Here is a 23,021-nt window from a genome sequence, read left to right as displayed (position 1 = left end):
GTACGGCCGGTCGCTGCGGCCGTACCATCCGCTCGAATTGTCTGAGACAATCTCTCTCAAGGATCCGTTCCACAGGGAGAGCAGCAATGACGCCGCAGACCGACACCCGCGAACGCTACGTACGCAATGGCGAGATCGATATCGCCGTCTACGAGCAGGGGAAACCCGACGGCCCGACCATTGTGCTGGTGCACGGCTGGCCGGATACACATCACCTGTGGGACAACGTGATTCCGCATCTGCGCGACCGCTTCCACGTCGTCTCCTACGACACCCGCGGGCACGGGCGCACCACCAATCCGAGCGACTATCGCGCCTTCCGGATCTCGGAGCTGGCCTCGGATCTGTTCGCGGTGATCGACGCGGTGAGCCCGGGTGAGCGGGTGCATGTGCTCGCGCACGACTGGGGATCGGTGACCGCCTGGGACGCCGTGTGCGAGCCCGATGCCGAGCAGCGCATCGCCTCGTTCACCTCGGTGTCCGGGCCGAATCTCGATCATGCGGGCAAGTGGGCGCGAGAGCGCTTCATGCGTCCGACACCCGGGAATCTGGCCGCGCCGCTGGCCCAGCTGGCGTCGGTGGTGTACCAGTTCGCCTTCATGACGCCGGTGCTGCCGGCGGCCGCCATGCGAATGGCGTTCCGCGAGCAGGGTTTCCGGCTCGGATTACGCCTGGCGCAGGGCACTCCCGGTGATCGGGTCACGCTCTCGGACACCTTCACCGAGGATGCCGCCAACGGCCTGCGCATCTATCGCGCGAATCTGGTGGTGGGCAAGGTGTTCCGGGCACGGGAACGGCACACCAAGGTGCCGGTGCAGCTACTGGTCGCGAAATACGATCCGGCCGTGCGGCCTTCGGTCTTCGACGACGAGCACCGGTGGACCGAGCAGCTGTGGCGGCGGGACCTCGACGCCGGGCACTGGGTGCCGTATTCGCATCCGGAAGCCGTGGCGTACGCGACCATTCAGCTCATCGACGCGGTGTCGGGACAGGAACCCGCCCGCGAACTGCGCCGCGCCGAGGTGGGCCGGCCGCGCGGCCGCCGGTTCGACGATCATCTGGTGGTGGTGACGGGTGCGGGTTCGGGCATCGGCCGCGAGACCGCGCTCGCCTTCGCCCGCGCCGGAGCCGAAGTGGTGGTCTCCGATATCGACGCCGACGCCGCCGGTGCAACGGCCGCCATGATCGCCGACCTCGGCGGCACCGCCTACCCGTATCAGCTCGACGTGTCCGATGAGCAGGCCGTGCAGGCGCACGCCGAGGAGGTGGCGCGACGCCACGGGGTGCCGGATGTGGTGGTCAACAATGCCGGGGTCGCCCAGGCCGCGCCATTCCTGCGCACACCCAGCGAGAGCTTCCGGCGGGTGCTCGACATCAACTTCTTCGGGGTCGTGCACGGTTCGCGCGCCTTCGGGAAACTCATGGCGGACCGGGGATTCGGCGGTCATATCGTGAACGTGTCGAGCATGGCCGCCTACACCCCACAGCAGGGTTTCAGCGCGTATTCGACGAGCAAGTCCGCGGTGTTCACCTTCTCCGACTGCCTGCGCGCCGAACTCGCGTCCGCCGGGATCGGGGTCAGCACCGTGTGCCCGGGGATCGTGCACACCAATATCGTTCGCACGACCGAGTTCTCGGGCCTGTCCAGTGAGCAGGAGAAGTTCCGGCAGCGGCTGTTCGACACCGCCTACCGGCTGCGCCGCTACCCGCCGTCCAAGGTGGCGAAGGCGATAGTCCGTGCGGTGGAACACAATCGGGCCGTCGTCCCCGTCACCCCGGAGGCGTGGGCCGCCTACTACGGCACCCGGCTGACCCCGCCCAGCCTGATGCGTTTCGGGATGGCGCGCGCGAGCCTGGCGCGCTGAGCTCGGTGCGGCGCCGGCGCGAATCCTACCCGGCGCCGCAGCGGATCCCGTTCCACCGCAGCGGGTTCCGGGGCGGCGGCCGCCACATCCAGCACCAGTCGTTCCCCGCGCGCCGCCCGCGAGACACAGATCAGCGCATCACCCTGGGCCCGCTGCGCGTCATTGAGCACGGTGTCGCGGTGATCGACGGCACCGGACAGCACCCGCACCTTGCAGGTGGTGCAGAACCCCTGCCGGCACGAGTACGACACCGCCGGTTGCGCCTGCGCCACGACGTCGAGCACCGTGCGATCCGCCGGAACATCGAGAACCGGCCCGCCCCAGCCCAATTGGACGGTGAACGGCGCTCCGTCGCGGATCGGCGGCGGGCTGAAGCGCTCCTGATGCAGCTCCACGTCCGGAGCCCGCGCCACCCGTGCGCCGACCACCTCGAGCAGCGGCGGCGGACCGCACACGTACACGGCGAGATTCGGGGCGAGATCGGGCACGAGGTCCGCACCCGTGGGCAATCCGGCGACATCGTCGGTGCGTATCGTCACCCGGTCGCCGTAGTGCGCGATCTCGTCCAGGAACGGCAGCGAATCCCGATGCCGCCCGGTGTAGATCATCGACCAGTCCGCACCCGCCCGGTCGGCGGCGCGCATCATGCCCAGGATGGGTGTGATGCCGATGCCGCCCGCCACGAACCGCAACCGGTGCGGGCTGCCGGGCAGGGCGAGCGGGAACGCATTGCGCGGCCCGCGAATCCCCACCCGATCCCCCACCCGCAGCCGGTCGTGCAACTCGATCGAGCCGCCGCCGTTCGCTATGCGGCGCACCGCGATCCGATAGTGCAGCGGATCGTCCGGGTCACCACACAGCGAGTACTGCCGCATCCGGCCCGACGGCAGCAGCACATCCAGATGCGCGCCCGGCCGCCACGAGCGCAGGGCGGCGCCGCGCGGGTCCGCGAAGACGAAACTCACCACGTCTTCGTCGGCGGCGACCACCTGCCGGTCCACCAGCACCAGTTCCCGCGTCCGGTCACGCCGTGCGCGCTCGACCTCCGCGCGCGGTGTGCCCGCAGGCGAGAACCAGGCCAGCACCCGCGCGCCGGGCGCGATGAGCTTGTCGGCGACCATGAGCAGCGGATCGCGGCGCAGGGGCGCCCAGAACGCGGGCGGCACTCCGCGCCTGCGCATTTCGGCGATGCGACCGTCGACGGTCCGCGGTTCGGACGCTCGGCTCATGAGGCGTGCGCCAGTTTGGCCGCCGGCGACTTGGCCAGATAGGCGACGGCCTGGGCGGTGTCGCCGATCTCCTCGGGGTCGAAATCCGGTCGCACGAACTGCGCGAACCCGCGCCCGATCAGCCGCCAGCGCGGCAGCACGCCGCGGCGCATGCCGCGGTTGACGTGGACGACCACGGCCGGGGGCGACATGTTCGCCATGGTCGGATCCTGGCGAATCAACCACCACGCGATCGCGATCAGCGACACCGGCAGGCCCACGCTGGTGGCGAGGTAGAAGGCCAGCAGGCGGGGCCGACGGGCGCCGAAGTAGCGGGCCACATTCCAGGCCACACTGCGGTGTTCGACCTCCTCGGCGCCGTGCCAGCGGAACAGGTCGGTCAGGGCCGGGTCCGCGCCGAGCGCGTCGAAATCCTGGTTGAGCAGCCAGTCTCCCCCGATGGCGGTGAAGTGTTCGATGCCGGCGATTCCGGCGAGCATCTGCACGACCACGCGGTGTCGCAGCGTTTCGGGCAGGGTGTCCAACCGTGCGATGGCACGGTCGAAGAGGTATTCGGCCTCGGTCAGGATGGGTTCGGGGTCGATGCCGTGGCGTTGCAGGAACTCCCAGGTGGCCTGGTTGTGGGATTCGGCGTGCATGCTCTCCTGGCCCATGAATCCGACCATCTGCTCACGCAATTCGGCATCCGCGACGTACGGCAGGGCGCGCCGGAACATTTCGACGAAGCCGCGTTCGGCAAGCGGGAGTATCAGGTTGAGTCCGGAAATGGCATGCGAGGCAACAGGTTCGCCGGGTATCCAGTGCAGGGGAGATCCGGAGAAGTCGAATCGGACATCACGGGGGCGCAGGGCGACCGCGCCGACCTTGTCGTTCATGATCATCACCTTCGGGTCGGCGACCGGACAGCCCCGTTGCCGCCGCGATCCACCGACGCGTCATACCCACATCATCCGTCTCAGACAGTTCCTCCGCAACCGTGAGTCACAGGTCCGCCCACTCCTGGGGCGGTGCCGCCGCGTAGGCGGCGGTGACGGCGCCGTGAGCTCGGGCCAGCCGCCCCGGCAAGCCTATACTCGCTCCTGTATGCACCTGTCGCGCAACATATTTCAGCGAAGGAGAGCGACATGACAGAGCAATCACCGGGCAGCAATCCCTTTGGCACGCCGACCACCTCCGGCCCGCAGCCCATTCGTTCCTACCAGAGCATCGTCAACAAGGTGATGCGCACGCTGTTGCGAGTGCCCGTGATCTCCGGTTTCATCGGTCGCTATCTGCTCATCCTGCGGGTCACCGGCCGCAAGTCCGGCAAGGTCTACGACATTCCGCTGGCGTACACCCGCCACGGCAAGGACCTGCTCGTGGGCACGGCGAAATACTCGTGGGTCCGCAATATCCGTGGGGACGTGCCGGTCCGGCTATCGCTGGGCGGCCCGCAGCGCACCGCCCGCGCCGAGGTTCTCACCGACGCCGAATCGGTCATGCCCCTCTTCGATGTCATCGCCCGCCACAACAAGAACTGGGCCGAATTCAACGGCATAGGTTTCGATCCCGACGGCTCCCCGCACCAGGCCGACGTCTACCAGACCTGGCAGCAGGGCGGCGTGGTCCTGCGCCTCACACCGCACTGATCCGGGCTTGCACGAAATACTCGGCCCGCAACGCCACCAGCACCTGCCGCACCACCGGCGGCGCCCACGACGCCGACGCGTCCCGCCCCACCACCGGATCCGTCACCGTCACCGTGCGTCCCAGATGTTCGAACTCGAACTTCCCCGCCGCCCGAATATTCTTGACCCAGTCCACATCCCGGCCATAGGTGAGCGCGAACCGGTAGCCGCCGTCGCGCCCGAACACCATGACCGGCGTCCGATAGATCCGCCCCGACTTGCGCCCCGCGTGCACCACGATTCCGAACCCGGGCAGGATGCGCGCCCCGATCCCCAGCACCGGATTGCTCACCCGCCGATTGATCCTGGCCAACGCCTTCGGTAGCGGCATGATCGGGTCCTTTCCGACGAAACAGCTTGCGCCCCAGACGCTACGCCGGACTCCTCGCCCGTGCCCGCTACTGTGCACATTGGACAGGAAGGGGCACCACATGCCGGAGCAGATCGCGGTCTACGACGCCGCGGGCCGCCAAACAGGCGCCGAAGACCGCGCCACCGTGTACGCCGAGGGCCTCTGGCACGCCAGCGCAGGCGTTCTCGTCCGGTCCCGCGATACCGAACGCCTGTACGTGCACCGCCGCACCGACACCAAAATGGTCTTCGCGGGCATGCACGACTGCCTGGCCGGCGGCGTCCTCGCCCCCGGCGAAGATCCCGCCGAAGCCGCCATCCGGGAACTCGCCGAAGAACTCGGAATCACCCTGTCCCCCACCGACGACAAGCCGCTCCCGCTGGCCACCGCCTCCTGGGACGGCGAGTGGCAGGGCCGCCCCATGCGCTGCCACCTCTTCGCCTACGAACTCCGTCACGACGGCCCGGTCACCCATCAACCCGAGGAAATCGCCGACGGCTGGTGGTGGACCGATGCTGAACTCCGCTCCCACCTGGCGGACCCCGCCTGGCCCTTCGTCCCCGATACCCGAGTCCTCATCGCCGATCTCCTCCGCTGAACCACCGGGATCCGCCGAGAACACAAAACAGCCCACCGAGTCCCGCGCGACTCGATGGGCTGTGGCCTTTCGGCGTGGCTTACTTGCTGCTGCCGGTGAACAGACCCTGGATGGTCTTGATCAGAACGTCGGCGAGCAGATCCGAAGCAGAACCGGACACGAGAGACTCCTCATCTGTGTAACAACATGTCGGGCATGTGAAGCATGCACGATTCAGATTCCCGGGCGTGGCTTTTCGACGGAAAAGATCGCCGGGCCGGATGAGGATTTCACGATAGAACCGGTTTCAGCTGGGGTTATGCCCATTGAGTGGGACTGTGTTGTATGTCACACCAAATCAGCCGGAGGAGGCGTGCGAGCCGGCCCAGGCGGCGAACGCGCCGGGGTTGCGGGTCTGCAGCAGGACGCGACCGGGGCCGATGAAGTCGAAGACGAAACCCTCACCGGATTTGAGGGATTGCAACGAGCGGCCGGACACGGCGCGGCGAATGGTGAAGTTCATGGCGAGGTCGTAGGCGACCACGTGGCCGGTGTCGATGGTGACGGGTTCGCCCGGGGCCAGGTCGATGACATCGATGGCGCCGAAGACGCCCAGCACCACCTCGCCGTCGCCGTGGGCGCGCAGGCCGAAGCCGCCCTCACCGCCGAAGAGGTTGGCCACGCCGCCCCACTTGGCTTCGATGGTGACGTTGTGGGAGTTGGCTATCCAGCCGCCGCGACTGATGAAGAACGGGCGGTCGGGGGTGATGGGGAGGTTGAGCATGTCGCCGGGGAGGGCGGGGGCCACGTCCACCCACCCGCCCTGGGGTGGGGCGGTGAAGGTGGAGACGAAGAAGGATTCGCCTGCCAGGACGGAGCGTTTGAGGCCGGCGAGGATGCCGCCTTCCGCCTTGGCCTGCAACGTGACTCCGGCCGAGTGGGCCACCATGGCTCCGCTCTCGACCCGCATGGGTTCATTTCCGGCGAGGAAGCAGCGGGCAATCGCAGAGGCGGGATTGTGCCGCAGTTGCACCTTCATATCCGCCGAATCTAGCAGTGAATTCAGGCTGCTGTACTGGGATTTCGAGCCCGGGGGCGGCCGGGCGATGAGGCGATCGGGCAGCCCATCGCCCGGTCTCGCGGGCCGGCTACTTCCCGCCCTCGGCGAGGGTCACGGGCTGCGGGGAGTATCCGGCTCCCACCACGTCGACGCCCTGGGATCTCAGCAGGTCGAGGGCCTTGGTGACGTAGTCGCCGGTGTAGGCCGTGGCGTCCGGGTCCTTGGTGAGGACGGTCGCGCCCTCCTGATTGCGGGTGGTCTTGGCGATGGAGACGGTGCGATCCCAGGCGGTCTTGTCGACGACGCCGATTCCGTTGGGGGACGGCCAGATCAGCTTGTTCACCTCGGTGATCTGCCACTCCTGGTGGCTGGCGCCGAGCGTGGAGCCCGCGGATACGGTGAGGTCGCGGCAGGCGGCCACATTGTCGCGGCAGAAGGCCCAGCCCTTCAGCGAGGCGGCGATGAATTTCACGGTCCGATCGGCGTAGGCCGAATCCTGCAGCTTCTCGGTATTGGCCCAGATGGCGTCCTGCAGCATGGCCACGCCCTGGTCGTTCCAGTCGATGGTGGTGAAATCGTCTGCGGTGTACAGCTTTCCGGTGGCCGGGTTCTTGGTTTCCAGCAGCTGCGCGTACTCGTTGTACGACATGGCCTGTGCGGCATCGATATCGCGGGAGAGGAAGGCGTTCATATCGAACTGCTGCTGCACCAGCGTGACATCCTCGGCCGGGTTCAGGCCCGCCTGGGTCATGCCCGCGAAGAGCTCGAATTCATTGCCGTAGCCCCAGTTTCCGACCTTCTTGCCGCGCAGTTGAGCGGGGCCGGAGATGCCGGCCGACTTGAACGACACCTGTTTGGTGCCCGAACGCTGGAAGATCTGGGCCACGTTCGTGATTCCGGCCCCGGCTTCCCGCGAGGCGAGGGCCTTGGGCACCCAGGCGATGGCGTAGTCGGCCTGGCCCTGCGCGAGCACGGTTTGCGGGACGATATCCGTTCCGCCGTCCAGGATTTCGACCTCCAAGCCCTGCTCCCGATAGAAGCCCTGGGACACGGCGGCCAGATACCCGGCGAACTGGCCCTGTTTGAACCACTGCAACTGCAGCTTCACCTTGGCGAGCCCGTCGGCGGTGGTGTCGCTGTCGCTGGCGCTGCAGCCGGTGAGCGCCGCCAGGGCCAGGGTGGCGGCGACCACGCAGGCTTTGAGACGGGTTGTGGTACTTCTCATTTCGATCTCCAGAGGGTGGTGCGGGGTCGTCGGGTGAGCTGTTCGAGCACCAGCACGGCGGCCAGGAACACCAGGCCGAGCACCATGGCGGCGGCGACGTAGGCCCAGGCGCGGGGGTAGGCGGTATTGGCGGCGGCGGAGGTGATCCGGCTGCCCAGGCCGTGCTGCAACCCGCCGAAGTATTCGGCGATGATGGCGGCGATCACCGCGCCCGGGGCGGCGATCCGCAATCCGGTGAACAGGTGCGGGAGCGCGGCGGGCAGCCGCACGGTGCGGGTGATCTGCCAGCCGGTGGCGGCGTAGGCGGTCATGAGGTCGGCGTGCACGCGCGGCACCTGCCGCAAACCCTTTGCGGTGCTGACGAATACCGGGAAGAACACCACGATGGCGGCCACCAGGCGGCGGGGCAGGTCGGTGGTGGTGGAGTACATGGAGTTCAGCAGCGGCGCGAGCGCGACAATGGGCACGGCCGCGGCACCGGCGGCCAGCGCACCGAGCACCCCGTCGACGACGTGGAAACGCACGGCCAGCACGGCGGCGGCAATGCCCAGCACCGCACCCACGAGCAGGCCGATGAAGGCATTGGTCCCCGTCGCCACGGCCGCGTCGACAATGGCATCGGTGTTGTCCCCGAACGCTTTCGCGATGGCGGCCGGCGCGGGCAGCAGGAACGACGGCACGCCTCCGGCCACCGTGACCACCTGCCACAGCGCCAGCAGCGCCACCCCGAACACCACCGGCGGCAGCCCGCTCCGGACGTAACGAGTCATCGCATATCAACTCCCCCAGGGTTTTCCGGAGGACTGTCGTGTCCTTGGCGCAATGCGGCACGCACGGCCGCGACCGAACCGAAGAACGCCTCGCTGGAGCGCACGTCCCCGCCGCCGTCGCGCCCCCAGCCGCCGGTGTCGACAATGGCGGTGATGCGACCGGGTCGTGGCGACATCACCACCACCCGATTCGACAGGAACACCGCCTCCGGAATCGAATGCGTGACGAAAACAACCGCGGCCCCGGTCTCTTCGGCAATGCGCAGCAATTCGCCCTGCATGCGCTCACGCGTCATCTCATCGAGCGCGCCGAACGGTTCGTCCATGAGCAGCAGCGGCGGTTTGCGCGCGAGCGCGCGGGCGATGGCGACGCGCTGCTGCATGCCGCCGGAAAGCTCCGCCGGATAGCGGCGCGCGAAATCGGTGAGCCCGGTGATCCGGAGGAGTTCGGCGCTGCGCGCGCGACGTTCGCGCTTGCCCATGCCGTGCAGTTGCAGCGGGAGTTCCACGTTCTCCTGCACACTGCGCCAGTCGAGCAGCCCGGCCTGCTGAAAGGCGATGCCGTAGTCCTGATCGAGCCGCGCGCGCCGGGCCGTCTTACCGTGCACCACAACGGTTCCGGTGGTCGGGGTCTCCAGATCCGCGATGATGCGCAAAAGCGTGGACTTCCCGCACCCGGACGGCCCGATCAGCGAAACGAATTCTCCCGCAGCGACACTCAGCGTCACCTCGGTCAGCGCGGTCACCGCCCCGGCCGTGAAGATCTTGCCGACGCCGCGCAGCTCCACGGCGGGAATGGAATCGGCCGGATACTGCCGCGCCGCCGACGGCGAAGCGCTTGCGGCCGGACGCTGCACCGAGGCGGCCGATTCGGAGTCGGGATTGCCGGTGGGCGTCGGGCCCGTCGGGGTCCCGGGGGCGGATAGCTCGGCGGTCACGAAAACCTCTTTCACACGCGGCCGGGCCGGTTGTACCGGCGCAGGACGATCTCGGCCAGGCCCACCAATGTGGTGAGCACGACGCCCAGCAGGGCCGCCGCCAGCACGGCCGCGTACAGCCGCGCCGCATTGCCGGTGGACTGCTGGGAGAACACGATGATCTGCCGTCCGATGCCGCCCGCGGTGCCGGTGGATATCTCGGCGACGACCGCGCCGATCACCGCGGCGGCAGCGCCGAGGCGCAGCGCGGGCAGCAGGTGCGGGACCGCGGCGGGCAGGCGCAGATGCAGCAGGGTGCCCCACCATCCGGCGGCGCAGCTGTGCATGAGTTCCACCGACGCCTTGGCCGGGGATTGCAGTCCGCGCAGCATGCCGACGGCGACGGGGAAGAACACCAGGTAGGCCGCGATGACCACAATGCTCATCCACGGTTTCCACGGCTGGCTGCCGAGATGGATCTTGCCGCCCCAGCCCGCCACCAGCGGGGCGAGGGCGATGAGCGGAATGGTCTGGGAGACAATGACATACGGCAGCAGGCCACGCTCCACCCAGGCGAACCGCTGCATGAGCACGGCCAGCGCGATCCCGACCACGGTGCCCAGGGTGAGCGCCAGCAGTGCGAGCTCGAGGGTGAATCCGCCGGTGCGCAACAGGGTTCCGCCGACGGTGGATTTCCCGTCGGGCTCCCCGAGCACGGTGAGCACCGTCCACACGTGCGGCAGCGCGCCGTCGGAGGTGCGCGGCAGCACGCGCTGATCCCCGATGCTCACGCCATCGGCGGGCACCAGCAGTTTGACCGCCTCCCACACCACGATCAGCAGCGCGAACGCGGCGGCCGGATACAGCAGACCCTTGCTACGCGCCAGGCCGAGCACGATCCAGCGCAGCCATGGAAGCGGTTCACGCACAGGCGGTTCCGCGTCACTGCCCCGCCCGGCATCGGGACCGCGCCCCGGCTCCGGCACGCGATCCGGGGACGCCACCCGCGTGCTCATGTCGCCCGCGCCGTCGCCGTGGCCGGTCCCGCCAGTCGCGGCAGCACCGATTCGCCGTAAGCCTCCAGCGTCGCGGTCTTGGCATCGTGTTGCAGATACACCGCGAACTGGTCGACGCCCAGCTCCTCGAGCTCCCGCAATCGCGCCAATTGCTCGTCGGGCGTGCCGATCAGGCAGAACCGGTCCACGATGGCGTCGGGCACGAAATCGGCGTGCGTATTGCCCGCCCGGCCGTGCTGGTTGTAGTCGTACCCCTGCCGTCCCGCGATGTACTCGGTGAGCGCGGCCGGCACGTCACTCGACGAACCGTAGCGGGCGACGATATCGGCCACATGGTTGCCGACCATGCCGCCGAACCAACGGCATTGCTCCCGTGCGTGTTTCAGCCCGGCCACGGTGCCGTCGGTGACGTAGGCGGGCGCGGCCACACAGATGGTCACCTCCCGCGGATCCCGCCCGGCGCGCTCGGCCGCGGCCCGCACCCGGGCAATGGTCCACGCGGTGATGTCCGGATCGGCGAGTTGCAGAATGAACCCGTCGGCCACCTCACCGGTGAGATCCAGTGCGCGCGGACCGTATCCGGCCACCCACACCGGCAGTCGGGAACCGGCCGCCCACGGGAACCGGATGACGGTGTCGCCGACCCGCGCACTGCGCCCATTGCCCAATTCCCTGATGACGCCGATGGATTCCTTCAAGGTCGCCAGCGTCGCCGGCTTCCCGCCGAGGGTCCGCACCGCCGAATCCCCGCGCCCGATCCCGCAGATGGTGCGGTTGCCGAACATGTCGTTGAGCGTCGCGAAGGTCGATGCCGTCACCGTCCAATCGCGGGTGGACGGATTGGTCACCATCGGACCGACCACGACTTTGCGGGTGGCGGCGAGGATCTGGCTGTAGATGACGTACGGCTCCTGCCACAGCAGATGCGAATCGAACGTCCACACGTGCGAGAACCCGTGCGTCTCCGCCACTCTCGCCAATTCCACGACCCGGGAGGCGGGCGGTGTGCATTGCAGCACCACACCGATGTCCATGCGGCACACTCCGATCGATTGTCGTCGCTGCGAATCAGATGAGGTTCTGTGAGAGCCCGCGTTTCACGAACCGCCCGTGCCCGGCGCTGCCCAGATACCGCCCGCCGTCGACGATCAAGCGCCCGCGCGACAGCACGGTGTCCACGTGCCCGTCCACCTCGAACCCCTCGTACGCCGAGTGATCCATATTCATGTGATGGGTCTTGCCGAGCCCGATGCTGGTGTGCCCGTTGGGGTCGTAGATCACCACATCGGCGTCCGCGCCCGGACTGATCACGCCCTTGCGCGGGTACATGCCGAACATGCGCGCGGGCGCGGTGCAGCACACCTCCACCCATTTCTCGAGCGAGAGCCGACCGTCCTTGACGCCCTGGAACATGAGATCCATCCGGTGTTCGACACCGCCGATACCGTTGGGGATCTTGCTGAAATCGCCCAGCCCCAGCTCTTTCTGATCCTTCATGCAGAACGGGCAGTGATCGGTGGCGACGGTGGTGACGTCACCGGTGCGGATGTAGCGCCACAGCTCGTCCTGATGCCCCTCGGCCCGGGCGCGCAGCGGCGTCGAGCACACCCACTTCGCGCCCTCGAAACCCGGTGCGCCCAACTGCTCTTCGAGCGACAGGTACAGATACTGCGGGCAGGTTTCCCCGAACACGTTCTGCCCCTTGCCCCGGGCCTGCGCGATCTGCTCGAGCGCCTGCTTGGCGGACACGTGCACGACATACAGCGCCGCACCGGTCACCTGCGCCAGCATGATGGCCCGATGGGTGGCCTCCTCCTCCAATTGCCAAGGGCGGCTGGTGCCGTGGAAGTAGGGGTCGGTCTGACCGCGCGCCAGCGTCTGCGCGATGAGCACGTCGATGGCGATCCCGTTCTCCGCGTGCATCATCAGCAGCGCGCCGAGCTCACCGGCGGTCTGCATGGCGCGCAGGATCTGCCCGTCGTCGGAGTAGAACACTCCCGGATACGCCATGAACAGCTTGAAACTGGTGACGCCCTCGGACACCAATTCCGCCATCCCCTTGAGGGATTCGGCATTCACGTCCCCGACGATCTGATGGAATCCGTAGTCGATGGCGCACTGCCCGTCGGCCTTGCGATGCCAGGCGGCCAGGCTGTCCTGCACCCGCTCCCCCGGCTTCTGCACGGCGAAGTCGACGATCGTCGTGGTGCCGCCCCAGGCGGCGGCGCGCGTGCCGGTCTCGAAGGTGTCCGAGGCTTCGGTGCCGCCGAACGGCAGCTGCATGTGCGTATGCCCGTCCACCCCACCGGGAATCACGTACTTCCCGGTGGCGTCGATGACCGTGTCCGCCGTCGCGGCCAGGTCGGCGCCGAGCGCGGTGGACCCGGGTTGCACTACGGCGGCGATGGTTTCGCCGTCGATGAGCACATCGAGCAGCTGCGACCCGGTGGCCGACACCACCGTCCCGCCGTGAATGAAGGTGCGGCTCATGGCGTCACCAGCGGTCCGTAGGCGTCCGGTCGCCGGTCACGGTAGAAGGCCCACCGATCCCGCACCACCTTGATCAGATCCATGTCCAGATCCCGCACCACCAGCTCCGGCGCGGTATCGGAGGCGACCTCCCCGACGAACTTCCCCTCCGGATCCACGAAATAGCTTGTGCCGTAGAAGTCGTCGTCCCCGAGCGGCTCGATCCCCACCCGATTGATCGCCCCGATGTAGTACTCGTTGGCCACCGCCGACGCCGGCTGCTCCAGCTTCCACAGATAGCTCGACAACCCCCGCGAGGTAGCGGATGGATTGAACACGATCTGCGCCCCCGCCAGCCCGAGCGCCCGCCACCCCTCCGGGAAATGCCGGTCGTAGCAGATGTACACGCCGACCTTCCCGACCGCCGTATCGAACACCGGCCACCCCAGATTTCCGGGCCGGAAGTAGAACTTCTCCCAGAACCCGTTCACCTGCGGAATATGGTGCTTGCGGTATTTCCCGAGATAACTCCCGTCGGCGTCGATGACGCCCGCCGTGTTGTACAGGAATCCCTCCTGTTCCCGCTCGTACACCGGCAGCACCATCACCAGCCCGAGTTCGCGCGCCAGCGCCGCGAACCGCTCGGTGGTCGGCCCCGGCACCGATTCGGCGTATTCATAGAACTTCGTGTCCTGCACCTGGCAGAAATACGGTCCGTAGAACAGCTCCTGGAAGCAGATCACTTTTGCCCCCGCCGCCGCGGCCTGCCGCGCGTACTCCTCGTGGGCCTTGATCATGGACTCTTTGTCACCGGTCCAGTTCGTCTGAACCAGTGCAGCTCGAACGATCGCCATACTCTGTGATACTGCACGGGAAACGGAATTTGTTGTGTTACGAGTAGGCGGAAACAGTTTCGTGACCGTAAATCTTTGCGACGGTGCGGTCAGCCGCCCGCCTTCCCCCGCAAAATGACGTTGTGACAACCGAACTCGGTCCACCCGACGGCGAAACCGCCACGACGGCGCCGGACGGGATCACGAACGGCGACACCCCCGCCGCCGCGCTCTTCGCCGCCGTCGACGAGCGCACCGCCGCGGGTATCGCGGCCGCCGTCAGCCGCGGGATCCGGTCGGGCACGCTGGCATCCGGCACCCGCCTGCCCACGGTGCGCGCCATCGCCCGCGAATTGAAGGTCTCCCCCGCCACCGTGAACCAGGCCTGGCGCGCCCTCGCCAATACCGGGGCCATTGTGGCGCGCGGCCGAGCGGGCACGTTCGTGGGCCAACCGCCACCGTCCGGGCCGGGCCGACCGGCGAGTCGCTATCAGCGCCTGCACCCGCAATCCGACAGCGCCTTCCGCATCGACCTGTCCCGCGGCACACCCGATCCGGCGCTGCTGCCCGACCTCACCTCCGCCCTGCGCGTCCTGGCAGCCGACGAGGCCATCGACGACCTGTCGGCCACCTATCTCGGTGACGCCGCCCTGCCCGCCCTGCTGGAAATCGTGCGCGCCGACTGGCCGATGCGCGCCGAACGTTTCACCGTCCTCGACGGCGCCCTCGACGCCGTGGACCGCCTGCTCGCCGCACACGTCCGCCTCGGCGACCGCGTGTTGGTCGAAAACCCCTGCTTCCCACCGTTTCTCGACCTACTCGCGCGCGCCGGAGCCCGCCCGGTCCCGGTCTCCATGGACGAGTCCGGCCTGCTCCCCGCAGACCTCGCCGAAGCCCTCCGGCGCCACACCCCCACCGCCCTGCTCTACCAGTCCCGCGCCCAAAACCCCACCGGCGCTTCCCTTTCCGCCCGCCGCGTGCGCGAACTGTGGAGTGTACTGGCACATGATCGTCTTCTGATCATCGAAGACGACCACTCCGACGGCATAGCCCACGCACCCCTGCGCTCCCTCGGCGCGAAAGCCCCCACCCGCACCGTCCACATCCGTTCCTACTCCAAGTCCCACGGCGCCGACCTCCGCCTGGCAATAGTCGGCGGCCCCGCCGACTACCTCGACCCCGTGATCGAACGCCGCATGCTGGGCCCCGGCTGGTCCAGCCACCTCCTGCAACGAGTCCTCGCCCACATGCTCACCGCCCCCGAAGCCCGCCACACTGTTTCCACCGCCCGCACCGAATACCGCACTCGCACCGAAATCCTCCGAAAATCCTTGTCCTGCCACAACATTCACCTCCCCCACACCGACGGCATCAATATCTGGCTCCCGGTGGCCGACGAAACCTCCGCCATGATCTCCCTGGCCGCCGCCGGCATCAAGGTGGCTCCCGGCGCCCCTTTCGAAGTCACCGACCACCCTCACACCGACCACATCCGCCTCACCGTCGCCGCCCTCCACCGCACCGACATCCCCGATATCGCAGCCCATCTCGCAGCAGCCACCACGGCCCTTCCCACCTACCGCCGCATCCGCCGCACCTGAGGGGCCGTCACCCCACTTCGCACGTGAGCTACATCACGCTGCCTGCCCGCCCCGCCACCGCACATCGCCAGCACAGCGTCCGGAATGCTCAGCGGCGGGACAACGCTTTCTGGACACTCGAGTAACGGCGGACCGAGCCCTCGCCGATGCGTAGACCGACGCTGTACATCAATCGATCGACGAAAGATGGAGGGCACATGAACACGACCACGCGCACCGCGACCCGGGTCGCCGCCGTCGCCGCCGCGGCCGGAGCCGCCGCGATCCTCGCCACCGGAACCGCTGCCGCCGATGAATGGCCCGTGCAGCAGCCCAACAGCCCGATCACCGTCGGCGAGGTGCACTTCCTCACTCCGGACGACCCCAATTTCTGGAATCCCTTCGATATGCGCAGCCGACTGACCTCGCCGTACGGCAACAGCACGCGCGTGGTGTGCACCTCCTTCCACGGCAGGACCATGGAGTGCTTCCAAGCCGACGCGGACGGCAATCCGCACAAGCTCTCGGCGCTGCCGATCAACTTCCCCAATTTCACCGGGTCCGGCAATATCGCGGGCGGCACGCACTACGTGTACCCGGGCTTCATTCCCGGGCTGAGCTGAGCCCGAATCAGGCTGCGACGGGGACCGTGTCGCGCGCCAGCAGGGCCGCGTAGTAGCCGTCGCGGGCGAGCAGTTCGGCGTGCGTGCCGCGTTCGGCGACGCGGCCGTGCTCGAGGACCACGATCTGGTCGGCGTCGCGAATGGTGGACAGGCGGTGCGCGATGGTGATGGTGGTGCGGCCGCGGGACAGGGTGTCGATGGCGTCCTGCACCTCGCGCTCGGTGCGGGTATCCAGGGCGCTGGTGGCCTCGTCCAGCACCAGGATCGGCGGATTGCGCAGAATGGCGCGCGCCACGGCCAGGCGTTGTTTCTCGCCGCCAGAGAAGCGGTAGCCGCGTTCGCCGACCAGGGTGTCGTAGCCGTCGGGCAGGGACGCGATGTGGTCGTGGATCCGCGCGGCGCGGGCGGCGGCGATCAACTCCTCTTCTGTCGCATCGGGTTTGGCGAAACGCAGATTGTCGGCCACGGACGCGTGGAAGAGGTAGGTCTCCTGGGAGACCACGCCGACGGTGGCGGACAGGTCAGCGAAACTCAGCTCGCGCACATCGATTCCGTCGACGGTGACGCGGCCGGAGCTCACGTCGTAGAGGCGCGCCACCAGATAGCCGAGAGTCGTCTTCCCCGCACCGGTTTCGCCGACAATGGCCAGGCTCGTTCCGGCGGGGACGTCGATATCGATGTCGCGCAGCACCTTCCGGTCGGCATCACCATAGGAGAAGCCGACGTTCTCGAAGCGCACCGCACCGGTGACACCCGCGACGGGCAGCGCCACCGGCTTCGCGGGCTCCGCGATATCCGGTGTCAGATCGAGGTATTCGAAGATGCGGGCGAACAGCGCCAGTGAACTCTGCACCTCCACACCGGTGGACAGCAGCATGACCGCGGGCCGCAACAGCCCGGCCTGCAGGGTGGTGAACGCCACCAGCGTGCCGATGGACACCAGCGGATGCCCCGAAGCGCTGGTCATCCCTGCGGCCCAATAGATTACGGCCGGCATGGCCGCCATGACGATGGTGATGGTCGACTGCCGCCACCGCCCCGCCATATTCGAGCGGATCTCCAGATCCACCAGCCCCCGCGATTCCCGCGCGAAGTCGCCGACCAGCGCCGGTGAACGACCCATGGTGCGCCCCAACAGGATTCCACTGACCGACAGCGATTCCTCCACGATCGCCGACATGGACGCCAACTGCTTCTGTCGCTCCCCCGTGATGCGACGGCGCTCCGCGCCCACCCGCCGGCTGATCCACACGAACAGCGGCAGCATGGCCAGCGACACCAGCGTCAACCGCCAATCCAGCGCGAACATGGCGATGACCGCCGCCACCACCGAGGTGAAATTCGCGATCAGCGAGGTGGCCGTCGACGTGACCGTGGACTGCATCCCCCCGATGTCATTGGCGATCCGCGACTGCACCTCCCCCGTGCGCGTGGCGGTGAAGAACGCCAGCGGCATGGACTGCAACCGCGCGTACACAGCGGTCCGCAGATCGTGCATCACCTCCTGCCCGACAGCGGTCGACAGATACGTCTGCCACACGCCGAACACAGCGGTCGACGCCGACACCGCGACCATGCCCAGCGCCAGCACCGTCAAAAGCCCCGTGCGACCCTGCGGCAGCGCTTGATCCAGCACGGCCCGCAACATGAACGGCGACGCCAACCCCACCACCGAGGACAGCGCGACGAGCAGCCCCACGACAGCGAGCCGCCCACGATAGGGATGAAAGAGCCGGACAATCCGGCGAAGTTCGGATCGGGCAGCCATAGGCACCCTCCTTCCTGCGAGAACACAGGCTATAACTGAGCCATACTCATAATTGTTCCATCAAACAATGATCTAAGCTCACAAATATGACGGAGACCTCCGACAGCGACCTCCCCGACCTCTTCCTCCGCACCGCCCGCCGCATCCGCCGCAACCAGCAATCCCACCTGGCCCCCCTCGGCCTCACCCCCGCCCAAGCCCGAGCCCTCCGCATCCTCGCCCGCGCCGACGCCCCCCTCAACATGTCCACCCTCGCCACCCACCTCGGCATAGTCCCCCGCTCCGCCACCACAGTCGTAGACGCCCTCGAATCCGCCGCCCTCATCACCCGCACCCCCAACCCCACCAACCGCCGCGCCACCCTGGTAACCCTCACCGACCACGGCCGCACCGTCCTGACCCGCATGTCCGACGCCCGCCGCCGAGCCGCCCAAGACCTCTTCGCCACCCTCTCCCCGGAACGCCGCGAAACTCTCCGCGAGATCCTGGCGGAGCTGGATCGATCCGATGACGCCGTGTAGGTCTGTATACTGTTGTCGCACTTGACGTTTCAAAAGGGGGAATCGTGAGCAGCAAATGGAAGACCTTCGGAAGCATCGCGCTCATCGCAGGTGCGGTCACCCTCGGCACGGGCGTGGCGCACGCGCAACCCGAAGTGACCGACCCGAACACCACCATCATCGAGCGGACGACCGATGCGGTGAAGGAAGGTCAGCAGAAGACCACCGACCAGGACAATCTGAACGCAGACGCATTCACCCGCTAGTCCGGACGTAGATCAGATCGGGGCTTGCGGCCACCACTCGTCCTTCAGCTGCTGCCCGGTCGCACCGCCGACCGCGTAGAGCTGACAGAAGTTGCGCGCGGAGTCGTCGAATCCAAGCTGGACGACTCCGCTCGTAATACCGTCGAACTCGCCTGTGCCCCAAATGATCCGACCACTGCCGGACGCACGCGACCAGCGCTCGTCGCCCTGGATCGCACTCTCCCGGTCCGCGGCGACGACGTTCAGGCTGCGATCCGACCGGCATTGGACAAGCAGGTACCGCAACGGATTCCCATCTCCCCGGCACATCAACCGGGTCACGGCCGACGGCGGATCGGCGGGTACCACCGATTCCTGATCGTCATCAACGGTCGCGCACCTGATGCCCTGGTAACCCGCCGAGAACGGTGTGGAGGGCAGCAGGGACGGGAAGGCTTGCGCCATATAGTCATAGGACCCCCAGGTCACCGCGGAAGTCGAGGTGGCCACCGCGGAGGTCACGGATGGCGGAGCCGACGGCGACTCGGATTCCTTCTCTCCCACAGTGACTTTCGCGACCAGCGCAGCAGCCAGCACTACCGCCGCCGTCACGCCCGCAGCGAGCAGACGTCGTGTCGAACGCTGTCCCCGAACCGGCGATTCCTCTGGCACCGCGGCAAATTCGTCCGGATGACAGGCGTGCAATGCCGCCGCCGCCAGCGCGCCGCAGGATGCGAATCGCCGCGCCGGATCCTTGGACAGGGCCCGTTCGAAGACCGCGTCGAGCGCAGGCGGCAGACCGGGCTTCCGCTCGCTGACCCGAGGCACTTCGGCCACCAGGTGTGCCGTCATGATCTCGGCACCCGACCGTCCCGTGAACGGCGTTGTGCCGGTGAGCAGTTCGAACAATGTGCAGCCGAGGGCGTAGACATCGGTGCGATGATCCAGTGCATCGGCTTCGATCTGTTCCGGCGAGGCGTAGGCGAGCGTCGCCACCACAATGCCCGGCGAGGTCAGCATGGCGGTCTCGCCCACCGCTTTGGCGATGCCGAAATCGGATACGTACACGCGGTCCGGCCGTCCGGGCGTGTGTTGCAGCAGCAGGTTTTCCGGTTTCACATCCCGGTGCAGCATGCCCGCCCGGTGCGCGGCATCCAGTCCTCGCGCGGCCGCGCCGATGATATGCAAGGCGGTGTCGACCTCCACACCGCGTGGATGGCGGGCCAGCAGGTCGCCGGCGTCACTGCCGTCGACATACTGCATGGCGATCCACAGCCGCCCCTCGTCCATGCCGCGATCCCAGACCGCGACGGTGTTCGGATGGTCAAGGCGCGCGGCCAGTTCCGCTTCCCGATGGAAGCGCGCCCGGTATTCCGGATCGGCGCTCAGCACCGGCGACAGCAGCTTGAGCGCGTCGTCGCGACCAATGCGCGGATGACGCGCCAGGTACACCGTGCCCATCCCGCCCTTGCCGAGGATCCGCAGGATGCGATATCCGGCGAAGATGGTGCCCGGCCGCAGATCGGCGTCGGTACTCATCCGGCGTTGATCAGCAGGCCGTACTGGGCCGCTGCCTTCTCCACGACTGTCGCACGGTCGCGCGACACAATGACGGCGTAATAGCGTCCATACACGATGCGGCACACGAACCTCGGCGTTTCCACACCGACGTTCGAGTCCTCCTGACAGCGGATATCGGGACTGTCGCCGGGCACCGGCACAGCCACCACGCCCTTCGCTTCGGCATCCTTGCGCGTCGCGCCGGAATACACTTGCCGCGCGGCCGCGGCCGTCGAATAGCGGTTCAGTACGTTCTGCACATTCACGGCGACGAGCTCCACCGATTCGGTGACGCCGCCACGCATCCACAGCCGCGCGCCGCGTGAGCCGTACACCACCCCAACGCTCAGAATCCGCGCATCCCAGCCCGCGTTCTGAGCGCCCGTGCTGGACACCACTGCCGGATACAGCCACCGGCCGGGGGCCGGGGGCACCATGCGCCGAATCATGCCTTCCGGGTCGAGGGACAGCTCGGCCAGGCGCTCCCGCGCGGTGGGCACGAACTCCCGCAGTCGGTTCACCTGCGCGTCGAAGGCCTTGCGCGCCATGGCGGTCATGGCCCCCGCATCCGGGGTCAAGTCGCCGATCAGCAGGGTCACCACATAGTCACCGCTGGCGACGGTAGCCGCCATGCTCGCCACTCCGGGCCGCCAATGCGCATGCGCCTGTGGATATTCCGGGATGGCCAGGGCTTGGTTGGCGGTGCTTACCGCGGCATCGACGGCATCGATATCCCGAGCCGCGCGCCCCGCCGCCTCCGAGTCCGGGAAGCGGAGCACGATGGCGGTCAGCACGCGGGCCGCGCCCACCTCGGGACGTTTGGCGCCCAGCTCGCGATCGGTCCCGCCGACAGCGCATCCGGCCACCATGCCCTCGCGTTCGAGCACGGCCCGAACCGGATCGGCCAGCATCATTCTTGCCTTGCCGGGTGTCGGCAACGGCATGACGCCGTAGGTGTTTGCGGAGTACCGCAATCCGGAATCCACCTCGACCGGGTCGATCAGGGTCTCGGCCATGCGCACGGATTCCACGACGCGGCCGTACTCAGTGGTGCCGCTGGGCGCTTCCAGCGGCCGCACGCCGTAGGACCCGAGCTCCAGCGCGGCCGGATCCGGATACTGCGCCGTCGGATGTCCCTGCACCACACAGCCGGTCACTATCGCCACTGCGACACTCACCACCAGCAGCGCACGGGCACGCCGCCATATTCTCGTCATCTCGTGCCCCCTACACCGGTGCGCCCAGCCACCAGCGGGTGCGCAACTCACTGCCGCTGGCCAGATCCCCGAAAACCCGCATGCGACAGAAGTTCCGGGACGGGTCGTCGAAGTACACGTCGAGGATCGAGGCTGCCTTCCCACTGGTCGCGGCATTCATCTCCGGAAAGACGCCCCTGCCCCAGAAGATGTTTCCGCTGCCGGAGCCCCGGCGCCATGACTCATGGCCTTCCACCTCCGCCAGGAGTTCGTCAGGCAGGATCGGCGTTCGATCGGCATTGCAGGTGATCGTCATATTCCAGACGGGATTCAGATCTCCGACGCAATTCAGTTCCGCGACCGGAAGTTTCGTGGTCAGAAGTACTCGCTCCCCTCCCGGCTTCGCCGCGAAGCAGGTCGTCACATCCTGATAACCGGCGCCACCCGGGAGTGGCGGCAGCACGTCCGGAAAAGCCGTGACGATATACCCCACCTCACCCCATTCCCGGGCTTCTGTTGTCCCGGTGACGGGTACGGCCACGCGCGATTCGACCCCGCGGCCGGACTCTCCCGCGCCGAAGGCCACCGCGAGACCGATCACCGAGGCAAGGAGAATCACCGCCGCACCCAGTGCGATCGGTAACCGATACCGCCGCCGATTTCGTTGTCCCGCTCCGGGTCCGGCATGTCCGCTACCAGCGGAATCAGGCACACTCGCGGTCAGCGCGGCCACTGCCGCCGCGGCGAGCTCTCCGCAACTCGCGTATCGATCCCGCGGATCCTTGGCCATGGCCCTGGCGACCACCGAATCGAACCCCGGTGCCACGCCTGGCTTCCGATCCGATACCCGGGGCGGAGCCTCGTGCAGGTGCGCGTACATGATCGCGGCGGTGTTGTCGCGCGGGAAAGGCGCGGTGCCGGTGAGGGCGTGAAACAGCGTGCAGCCCAATGCGTACACATCCGCGCGGTGGTCGATGGTCTCCGCCCGGATCCGCTCCGGGGCCGCGTATGCCGGAGTCGCCGCCTCGGCCGGCGCGATGCCATGCACCGAATCGGCCAGCGCCGCACCTATTCCGTAGTCGGTGATATACACCCGTTCCGTGGCGCCGGGCTCCGCCGCCACCAGAATGTTGGCCGGCTTCACATCTCGATGCAGCAGCCCGGCGCTGTGAATCTCATCGATACCCTGCGCCGCCTCGGCGATGATCGCGACCACACGGGCGGGGTCGAGACCACCCCCCGCCCAGCGAATCAGCTCAGCCAGGTCCGGACCGTGCACGTACTGCATGGCGATCCACAGGCGTCCGCCCTCGACACCCCGGTCCCGCACCGCCACCAGGTTCGGATGATTCAGCCGGGCGGCCAGATCCGCGTCCCGCAGGAACTTTCCGGGCAGGTCCGCGACCACCCCGGACCCCTCGAACAGGATTTTCAGCGCGTCCTTGCGGGGCAGCCGGGGGTGCTGGGCCAGGTAGACCGTTCCTGAGCTCCCCGCTCCCAGTTTCCGTTCGATGCGGTAGCCCGCGAACACCATGCCCTCGGCGAGTTCCATGAAACACCCTCCCCGAC

General features: G+C 67.8%; 21 protein-coding genes and 1 pseudogene. 7 read left to right on the top strand and 15 right to left on the bottom strand.

The window, feature by feature from the left end:
- The first annotated feature begins 86 nt into the window (after window positions 1-86).
- Complete coding sequence (locus H0264_RS20720; RefSeq protein ID WP_181579076.1) at window positions 87-1,865, top strand: SDR family oxidoreductase; 1,779 nt, start codon at window positions 87-89, stop codon at window positions 1,863-1,865.
- 83 nt (window positions 1,866-1,948) lie between these two features.
- On the opposite strand, the pseudogene H0264_RS20715 reads toward H0264_RS20720, so the two are convergent.
- Together H0264_RS20715 and H0264_RS20710 are read right to left on the bottom strand one after the other, a co-directional pair.
- Window positions 1,949-3,094 (bottom strand): annotated as a pseudogene (locus tag H0264_RS20715) (PDR/VanB family oxidoreductase); the annotation flags it as partial.
- The gene (locus H0264_RS20710; RefSeq protein WP_181579075.1) at window positions 3,091-3,969 is read right to left on the bottom strand and encodes a metal-dependent hydrolase; all 879 of its coding nucleotides are present in this window, start codon (window positions 3,967-3,969) and stop codon (window positions 3,091-3,093) included. The gene H0264_RS20710 and the pseudogene H0264_RS20715, both read right to left, overlap by 4 nt.
- Before the next feature lie 249 nt (window positions 3,970-4,218).
- On the opposite strand from H0264_RS20710, the gene H0264_RS20705 reads away from it, so the two are divergent.
- Window positions 4,219-4,722 (top strand): nitroreductase/quinone reductase family protein, encoded by a 504-nt coding sequence (locus H0264_RS20705; RefSeq protein ID WP_181579074.1) that lies wholly within the window; start codon window positions 4,219-4,221, stop codon window positions 4,720-4,722.
- On the opposite strand, the gene H0264_RS20700 is transcribed toward H0264_RS20705, so the two are convergent.
- Entirely contained in the window at window positions 4,709-5,092 is a 384-nt protein-coding gene (locus H0264_RS20700; protein WP_181579073.1) for a nitroreductase family deazaflavin-dependent oxidoreductase, read from the bottom strand. The two genes, H0264_RS20705 and H0264_RS20700, sit on opposite strands and share 14 nt — an antisense overlap.
- A gap of 100 nt (window positions 5,093-5,192) precedes the next feature.
- On the opposite strand from H0264_RS20700, the gene H0264_RS20695 reads away from it, so the two are divergent.
- Entirely contained in the window at window positions 5,193-5,711 is a 519-nt protein-coding gene (locus tag H0264_RS20695) for an NUDIX hydrolase (RefSeq protein WP_181579072.1), read from the top strand.
- 337 nt (window positions 5,712-6,048) lie between these two features.
- On the opposite strand, the gene H0264_RS20690 is transcribed toward H0264_RS20695, so the two are convergent.
- The 8 genes from H0264_RS20690 to H0264_RS20655 form a co-directional block, all read right to left on the bottom strand.
- Complete coding sequence (locus tag H0264_RS20690; protein WP_181579071.1) at window positions 6,049-6,729, bottom strand: TIGR00266 family protein; 681 nt, start codon at window positions 6,727-6,729, stop codon at window positions 6,049-6,051.
- A 109-nt stretch (window positions 6,730-6,838) separates the two neighbouring features.
- Window positions 6,839-7,975 (bottom strand): ABC transporter substrate-binding protein, encoded by a 1,137-nt coding sequence (locus tag H0264_RS20685; RefSeq protein ID WP_181579070.1) that lies wholly within the window; start codon window positions 7,973-7,975, stop codon window positions 6,839-6,841.
- Entirely contained in the window at window positions 7,972-8,745 is a 774-nt protein-coding gene (locus H0264_RS20680; RefSeq protein WP_181579069.1) for an ABC transporter permease, read from the bottom strand. The genes H0264_RS20685 and H0264_RS20680 overlap by 4 nt, the downstream gene beginning before the upstream one ends.
- Window positions 8,742-9,683, bottom strand: a complete 942-nt coding sequence (locus H0264_RS20675) for an ABC transporter ATP-binding protein (RefSeq protein ID WP_244975891.1) — start codon at window positions 9,681-9,683, stop codon at window positions 8,742-8,744. Before H0264_RS20675 ends, H0264_RS20680 begins: the two co-directional genes overlap by 4 nt.
- 11 nt (window positions 9,684-9,694) lie before the next feature.
- A complete protein-coding gene (locus H0264_RS20670) occupies window positions 9,695-10,591 on the bottom strand; it encodes an ABC transporter permease (protein ID WP_244975890.1) in 897 nt (298 codons plus the stop codon).
- Between the two features lie 83 nt (window positions 10,592-10,674).
- Window positions 10,675-11,712 carry a TIGR03842 family LLM class F420-dependent oxidoreductase gene (locus H0264_RS20665; protein ID WP_181579067.1) on the bottom strand — a complete coding sequence of 346 codons (1,038 nt, stop codon included), beginning with the start codon at window positions 11,710-11,712 and terminating at the stop codon, window positions 10,675-10,677.
- A 34-nt stretch (window positions 11,713-11,746) separates the two neighbouring features.
- Window positions 11,747-13,168 (bottom strand): dihydropyrimidinase, encoded by a 1,422-nt coding sequence (hydA, locus tag H0264_RS20660; RefSeq protein WP_181579066.1) that lies wholly within the window; start codon window positions 13,166-13,168, stop codon window positions 11,747-11,749.
- Window positions 13,165-14,001: a nitrilase-related carbon-nitrogen hydrolase gene (locus H0264_RS20655; protein ID WP_181579065.1), complete on the bottom strand. Its 837-nt coding sequence runs from the start codon at window positions 13,999-14,001 to the stop codon at window positions 13,165-13,167. The genes hydA and H0264_RS20655 overlap by 4 nt, the downstream gene beginning before the upstream one ends.
- A 122-nt stretch (window positions 14,002-14,123) precedes the next feature.
- Between H0264_RS20655 and H0264_RS20650 the strand changes: the two genes are divergently transcribed.
- Both H0264_RS20650 and H0264_RS20645 read left to right on the top strand, forming a co-directional pair.
- Window positions 14,124-15,581, top strand: coding sequence for an aminotransferase-like domain-containing protein (locus tag H0264_RS20650; RefSeq protein ID WP_244975889.1), 1,458 nt, complete (start codon window positions 14,124-14,126; stop codon window positions 15,579-15,581).
- Window positions 15,582-15,778: 197 nt separating this feature from the next.
- Window positions 15,779-16,183: a hypothetical protein gene (locus H0264_RS20645; RefSeq protein ID WP_181579064.1), complete on the top strand. Its 405-nt coding sequence runs from the start codon at window positions 15,779-15,781 to the stop codon at window positions 16,181-16,183.
- A gap of 7 nt (window positions 16,184-16,190) precedes the next feature.
- Here H0264_RS20645 and H0264_RS20640 read toward each other — a convergent pair whose 3' ends face one another.
- A complete protein-coding gene (locus H0264_RS20640; protein WP_181579063.1) occupies window positions 16,191-17,951 on the bottom strand; it encodes an ABC transporter ATP-binding protein in 1,761 nt (586 codons plus the stop codon).
- 86 nt (window positions 17,952-18,037) lie between these two features.
- Here H0264_RS20640 and H0264_RS20635 point away from each other — a divergent pair, with 86 nt between their 5' ends.
- Window positions 18,038-18,472 carry a MarR family winged helix-turn-helix transcriptional regulator gene (locus tag H0264_RS20635; RefSeq protein WP_181579062.1) on the top strand — a complete coding sequence of 145 codons (435 nt, stop codon included), beginning with the start codon at window positions 18,038-18,040 and terminating at the stop codon, window positions 18,470-18,472.
- Between the two features lie 44 nt (window positions 18,473-18,516).
- On the top strand, window positions 18,517-18,717 hold the full coding sequence (locus H0264_RS20630) for a hypothetical protein (protein WP_181579061.1): 201 nt from the start codon (window positions 18,517-18,519) through the stop codon (window positions 18,715-18,717).
- 12 nt (window positions 18,718-18,729) lie between these two features.
- On the opposite strand, the gene H0264_RS20625 is transcribed toward H0264_RS20630, so the two are convergent.
- Genes H0264_RS20625 through H0264_RS20615 form a run of 3 tightly spaced genes read right to left on the bottom strand, consistent with a single transcriptional unit; the run spans window position 18,730 to window position 23,004 of the window.
- Complete coding sequence (locus H0264_RS20625) at window positions 18,730-20,235, bottom strand: serine/threonine-protein kinase (protein WP_244975888.1); 1,506 nt, start codon at window positions 20,233-20,235, stop codon at window positions 18,730-18,732.
- Window positions 20,232-21,473 (bottom strand): DUF7373 family lipoprotein, encoded by a 1,242-nt coding sequence (locus H0264_RS20620; RefSeq protein WP_181579060.1) that lies wholly within the window; start codon window positions 21,471-21,473, stop codon window positions 20,232-20,234. The genes H0264_RS20625 and H0264_RS20620 overlap by 4 nt, the downstream gene beginning before the upstream one ends.
- Window positions 21,474-21,483: 10 nt before the next feature.
- Window positions 21,484-23,004, bottom strand: coding sequence for a serine/threonine-protein kinase (locus tag H0264_RS20615; RefSeq protein ID WP_181579059.1), 1,521 nt, complete (start codon window positions 23,002-23,004; stop codon window positions 21,484-21,486).
- Between the last annotated feature and the right edge of the window lie 17 nt (window positions 23,005-23,021).

The organism is Nocardia huaxiensis (assembly GCF_013744875.1).
In the GTDB taxonomy this organism is placed as follows: domain Bacteria; phylum Actinomycetota; class Actinomycetes; order Mycobacteriales; family Mycobacteriaceae; genus Nocardia; species Nocardia huaxiensis.
Note: the sequence above shows the minus strand (reverse complement) of the source record. Positions and strands in the feature narration are given on the sequence as shown.

What these genes read in the sequence shown, in the direction of transcription:
- H0264_RS20720 (WP_181579076.1), top strand. Translation starts at nt 87, where the DNA reads ATGACGCCGCAGACCGACACCCGCGAACGCTACGTACGCAATGGCGAG.
- H0264_RS20710 (WP_181579075.1), bottom strand. Translation starts at nt 3,969, where the DNA reads ATGAACGACAAGGTCGGCGCGGTCGCCCTGCGCCCCCGTGATGTCCGA.
- H0264_RS20705 (WP_181579074.1), top strand. Translation starts at nt 4,219, where the DNA reads ATGACAGAGCAATCACCGGGCAGCAATCCCTTTGGCACGCCGACCACC.
- H0264_RS20700 (WP_181579073.1), bottom strand. Translation starts at nt 5,092, where the DNA reads ATGCCGCTACCGAAGGCGTTGGCCAGGATCAATCGGCGGGTGAGCAAT.
- H0264_RS20695 (WP_181579072.1), top strand. Translation starts at nt 5,193, where the DNA reads ATGCCGGAGCAGATCGCGGTCTACGACGCCGCGGGCCGCCAAACAGGC.
- H0264_RS20690 (WP_181579071.1), bottom strand. Translation starts at nt 6,729, where the DNA reads ATGAAGGTGCAACTGCGGCACAATCCCGCCTCTGCGATTGCCCGCTGC.
- H0264_RS20685 (WP_181579070.1), bottom strand. Translation starts at nt 7,975, where the DNA reads ATGAGAAGTACCACAACCCGTCTCAAAGCCTGCGTGGTCGCCGCCACC.
- H0264_RS20680 (WP_181579069.1), bottom strand. Translation starts at nt 8,745, where the DNA reads ATGACTCGTTACGTCCGGAGCGGGCTGCCGCCGGTGGTGTTCGGGGTG.
- H0264_RS20665 (WP_181579067.1), bottom strand. Translation starts at nt 11,712, where the DNA reads ATGGACATCGGTGTGGTGCTGCAATGCACACCGCCCGCCTCCCGGGTC.
- hydA (WP_181579066.1), bottom strand. Translation starts at nt 13,168, where the DNA reads ATGAGCCGCACCTTCATTCACGGCGGGACGGTGGTGTCGGCCACCGGG.
- H0264_RS20655 (WP_181579065.1), bottom strand. Translation starts at nt 14,001, where the DNA reads ATGGCGATCGTTCGAGCTGCACTGGTTCAGACGAACTGGACCGGTGAC.
- H0264_RS20645 (WP_181579064.1), top strand. Translation starts at nt 15,779, where the DNA reads ATGAACACGACCACGCGCACCGCGACCCGGGTCGCCGCCGTCGCCGCC.
- H0264_RS20640 (WP_181579063.1), bottom strand. Translation starts at nt 17,951, where the DNA reads ATGGCTGCCCGATCCGAACTTCGCCGGATTGTCCGGCTCTTTCATCCC.
- H0264_RS20635 (WP_181579062.1), top strand. Translation starts at nt 18,038, where the DNA reads ATGACGGAGACCTCCGACAGCGACCTCCCCGACCTCTTCCTCCGCACC.
- H0264_RS20625 (WP_244975888.1), bottom strand. Translation starts at nt 20,235, where the DNA reads ATGAGTACCGACGCCGATCTGCGGCCGGGCACCATCTTCGCCGGATAT.
- H0264_RS20620 (WP_181579060.1), bottom strand. Translation starts at nt 21,473, where the DNA reads ATGACGAGAATATGGCGGCGTGCCCGTGCGCTGCTGGTGGTGAGTGTC.
- H0264_RS20615 (WP_181579059.1), bottom strand. Translation starts at nt 23,004, where the DNA reads ATGGAACTCGCCGAGGGCATGGTGTTCGCGGGCTACCGCATCGAACGG.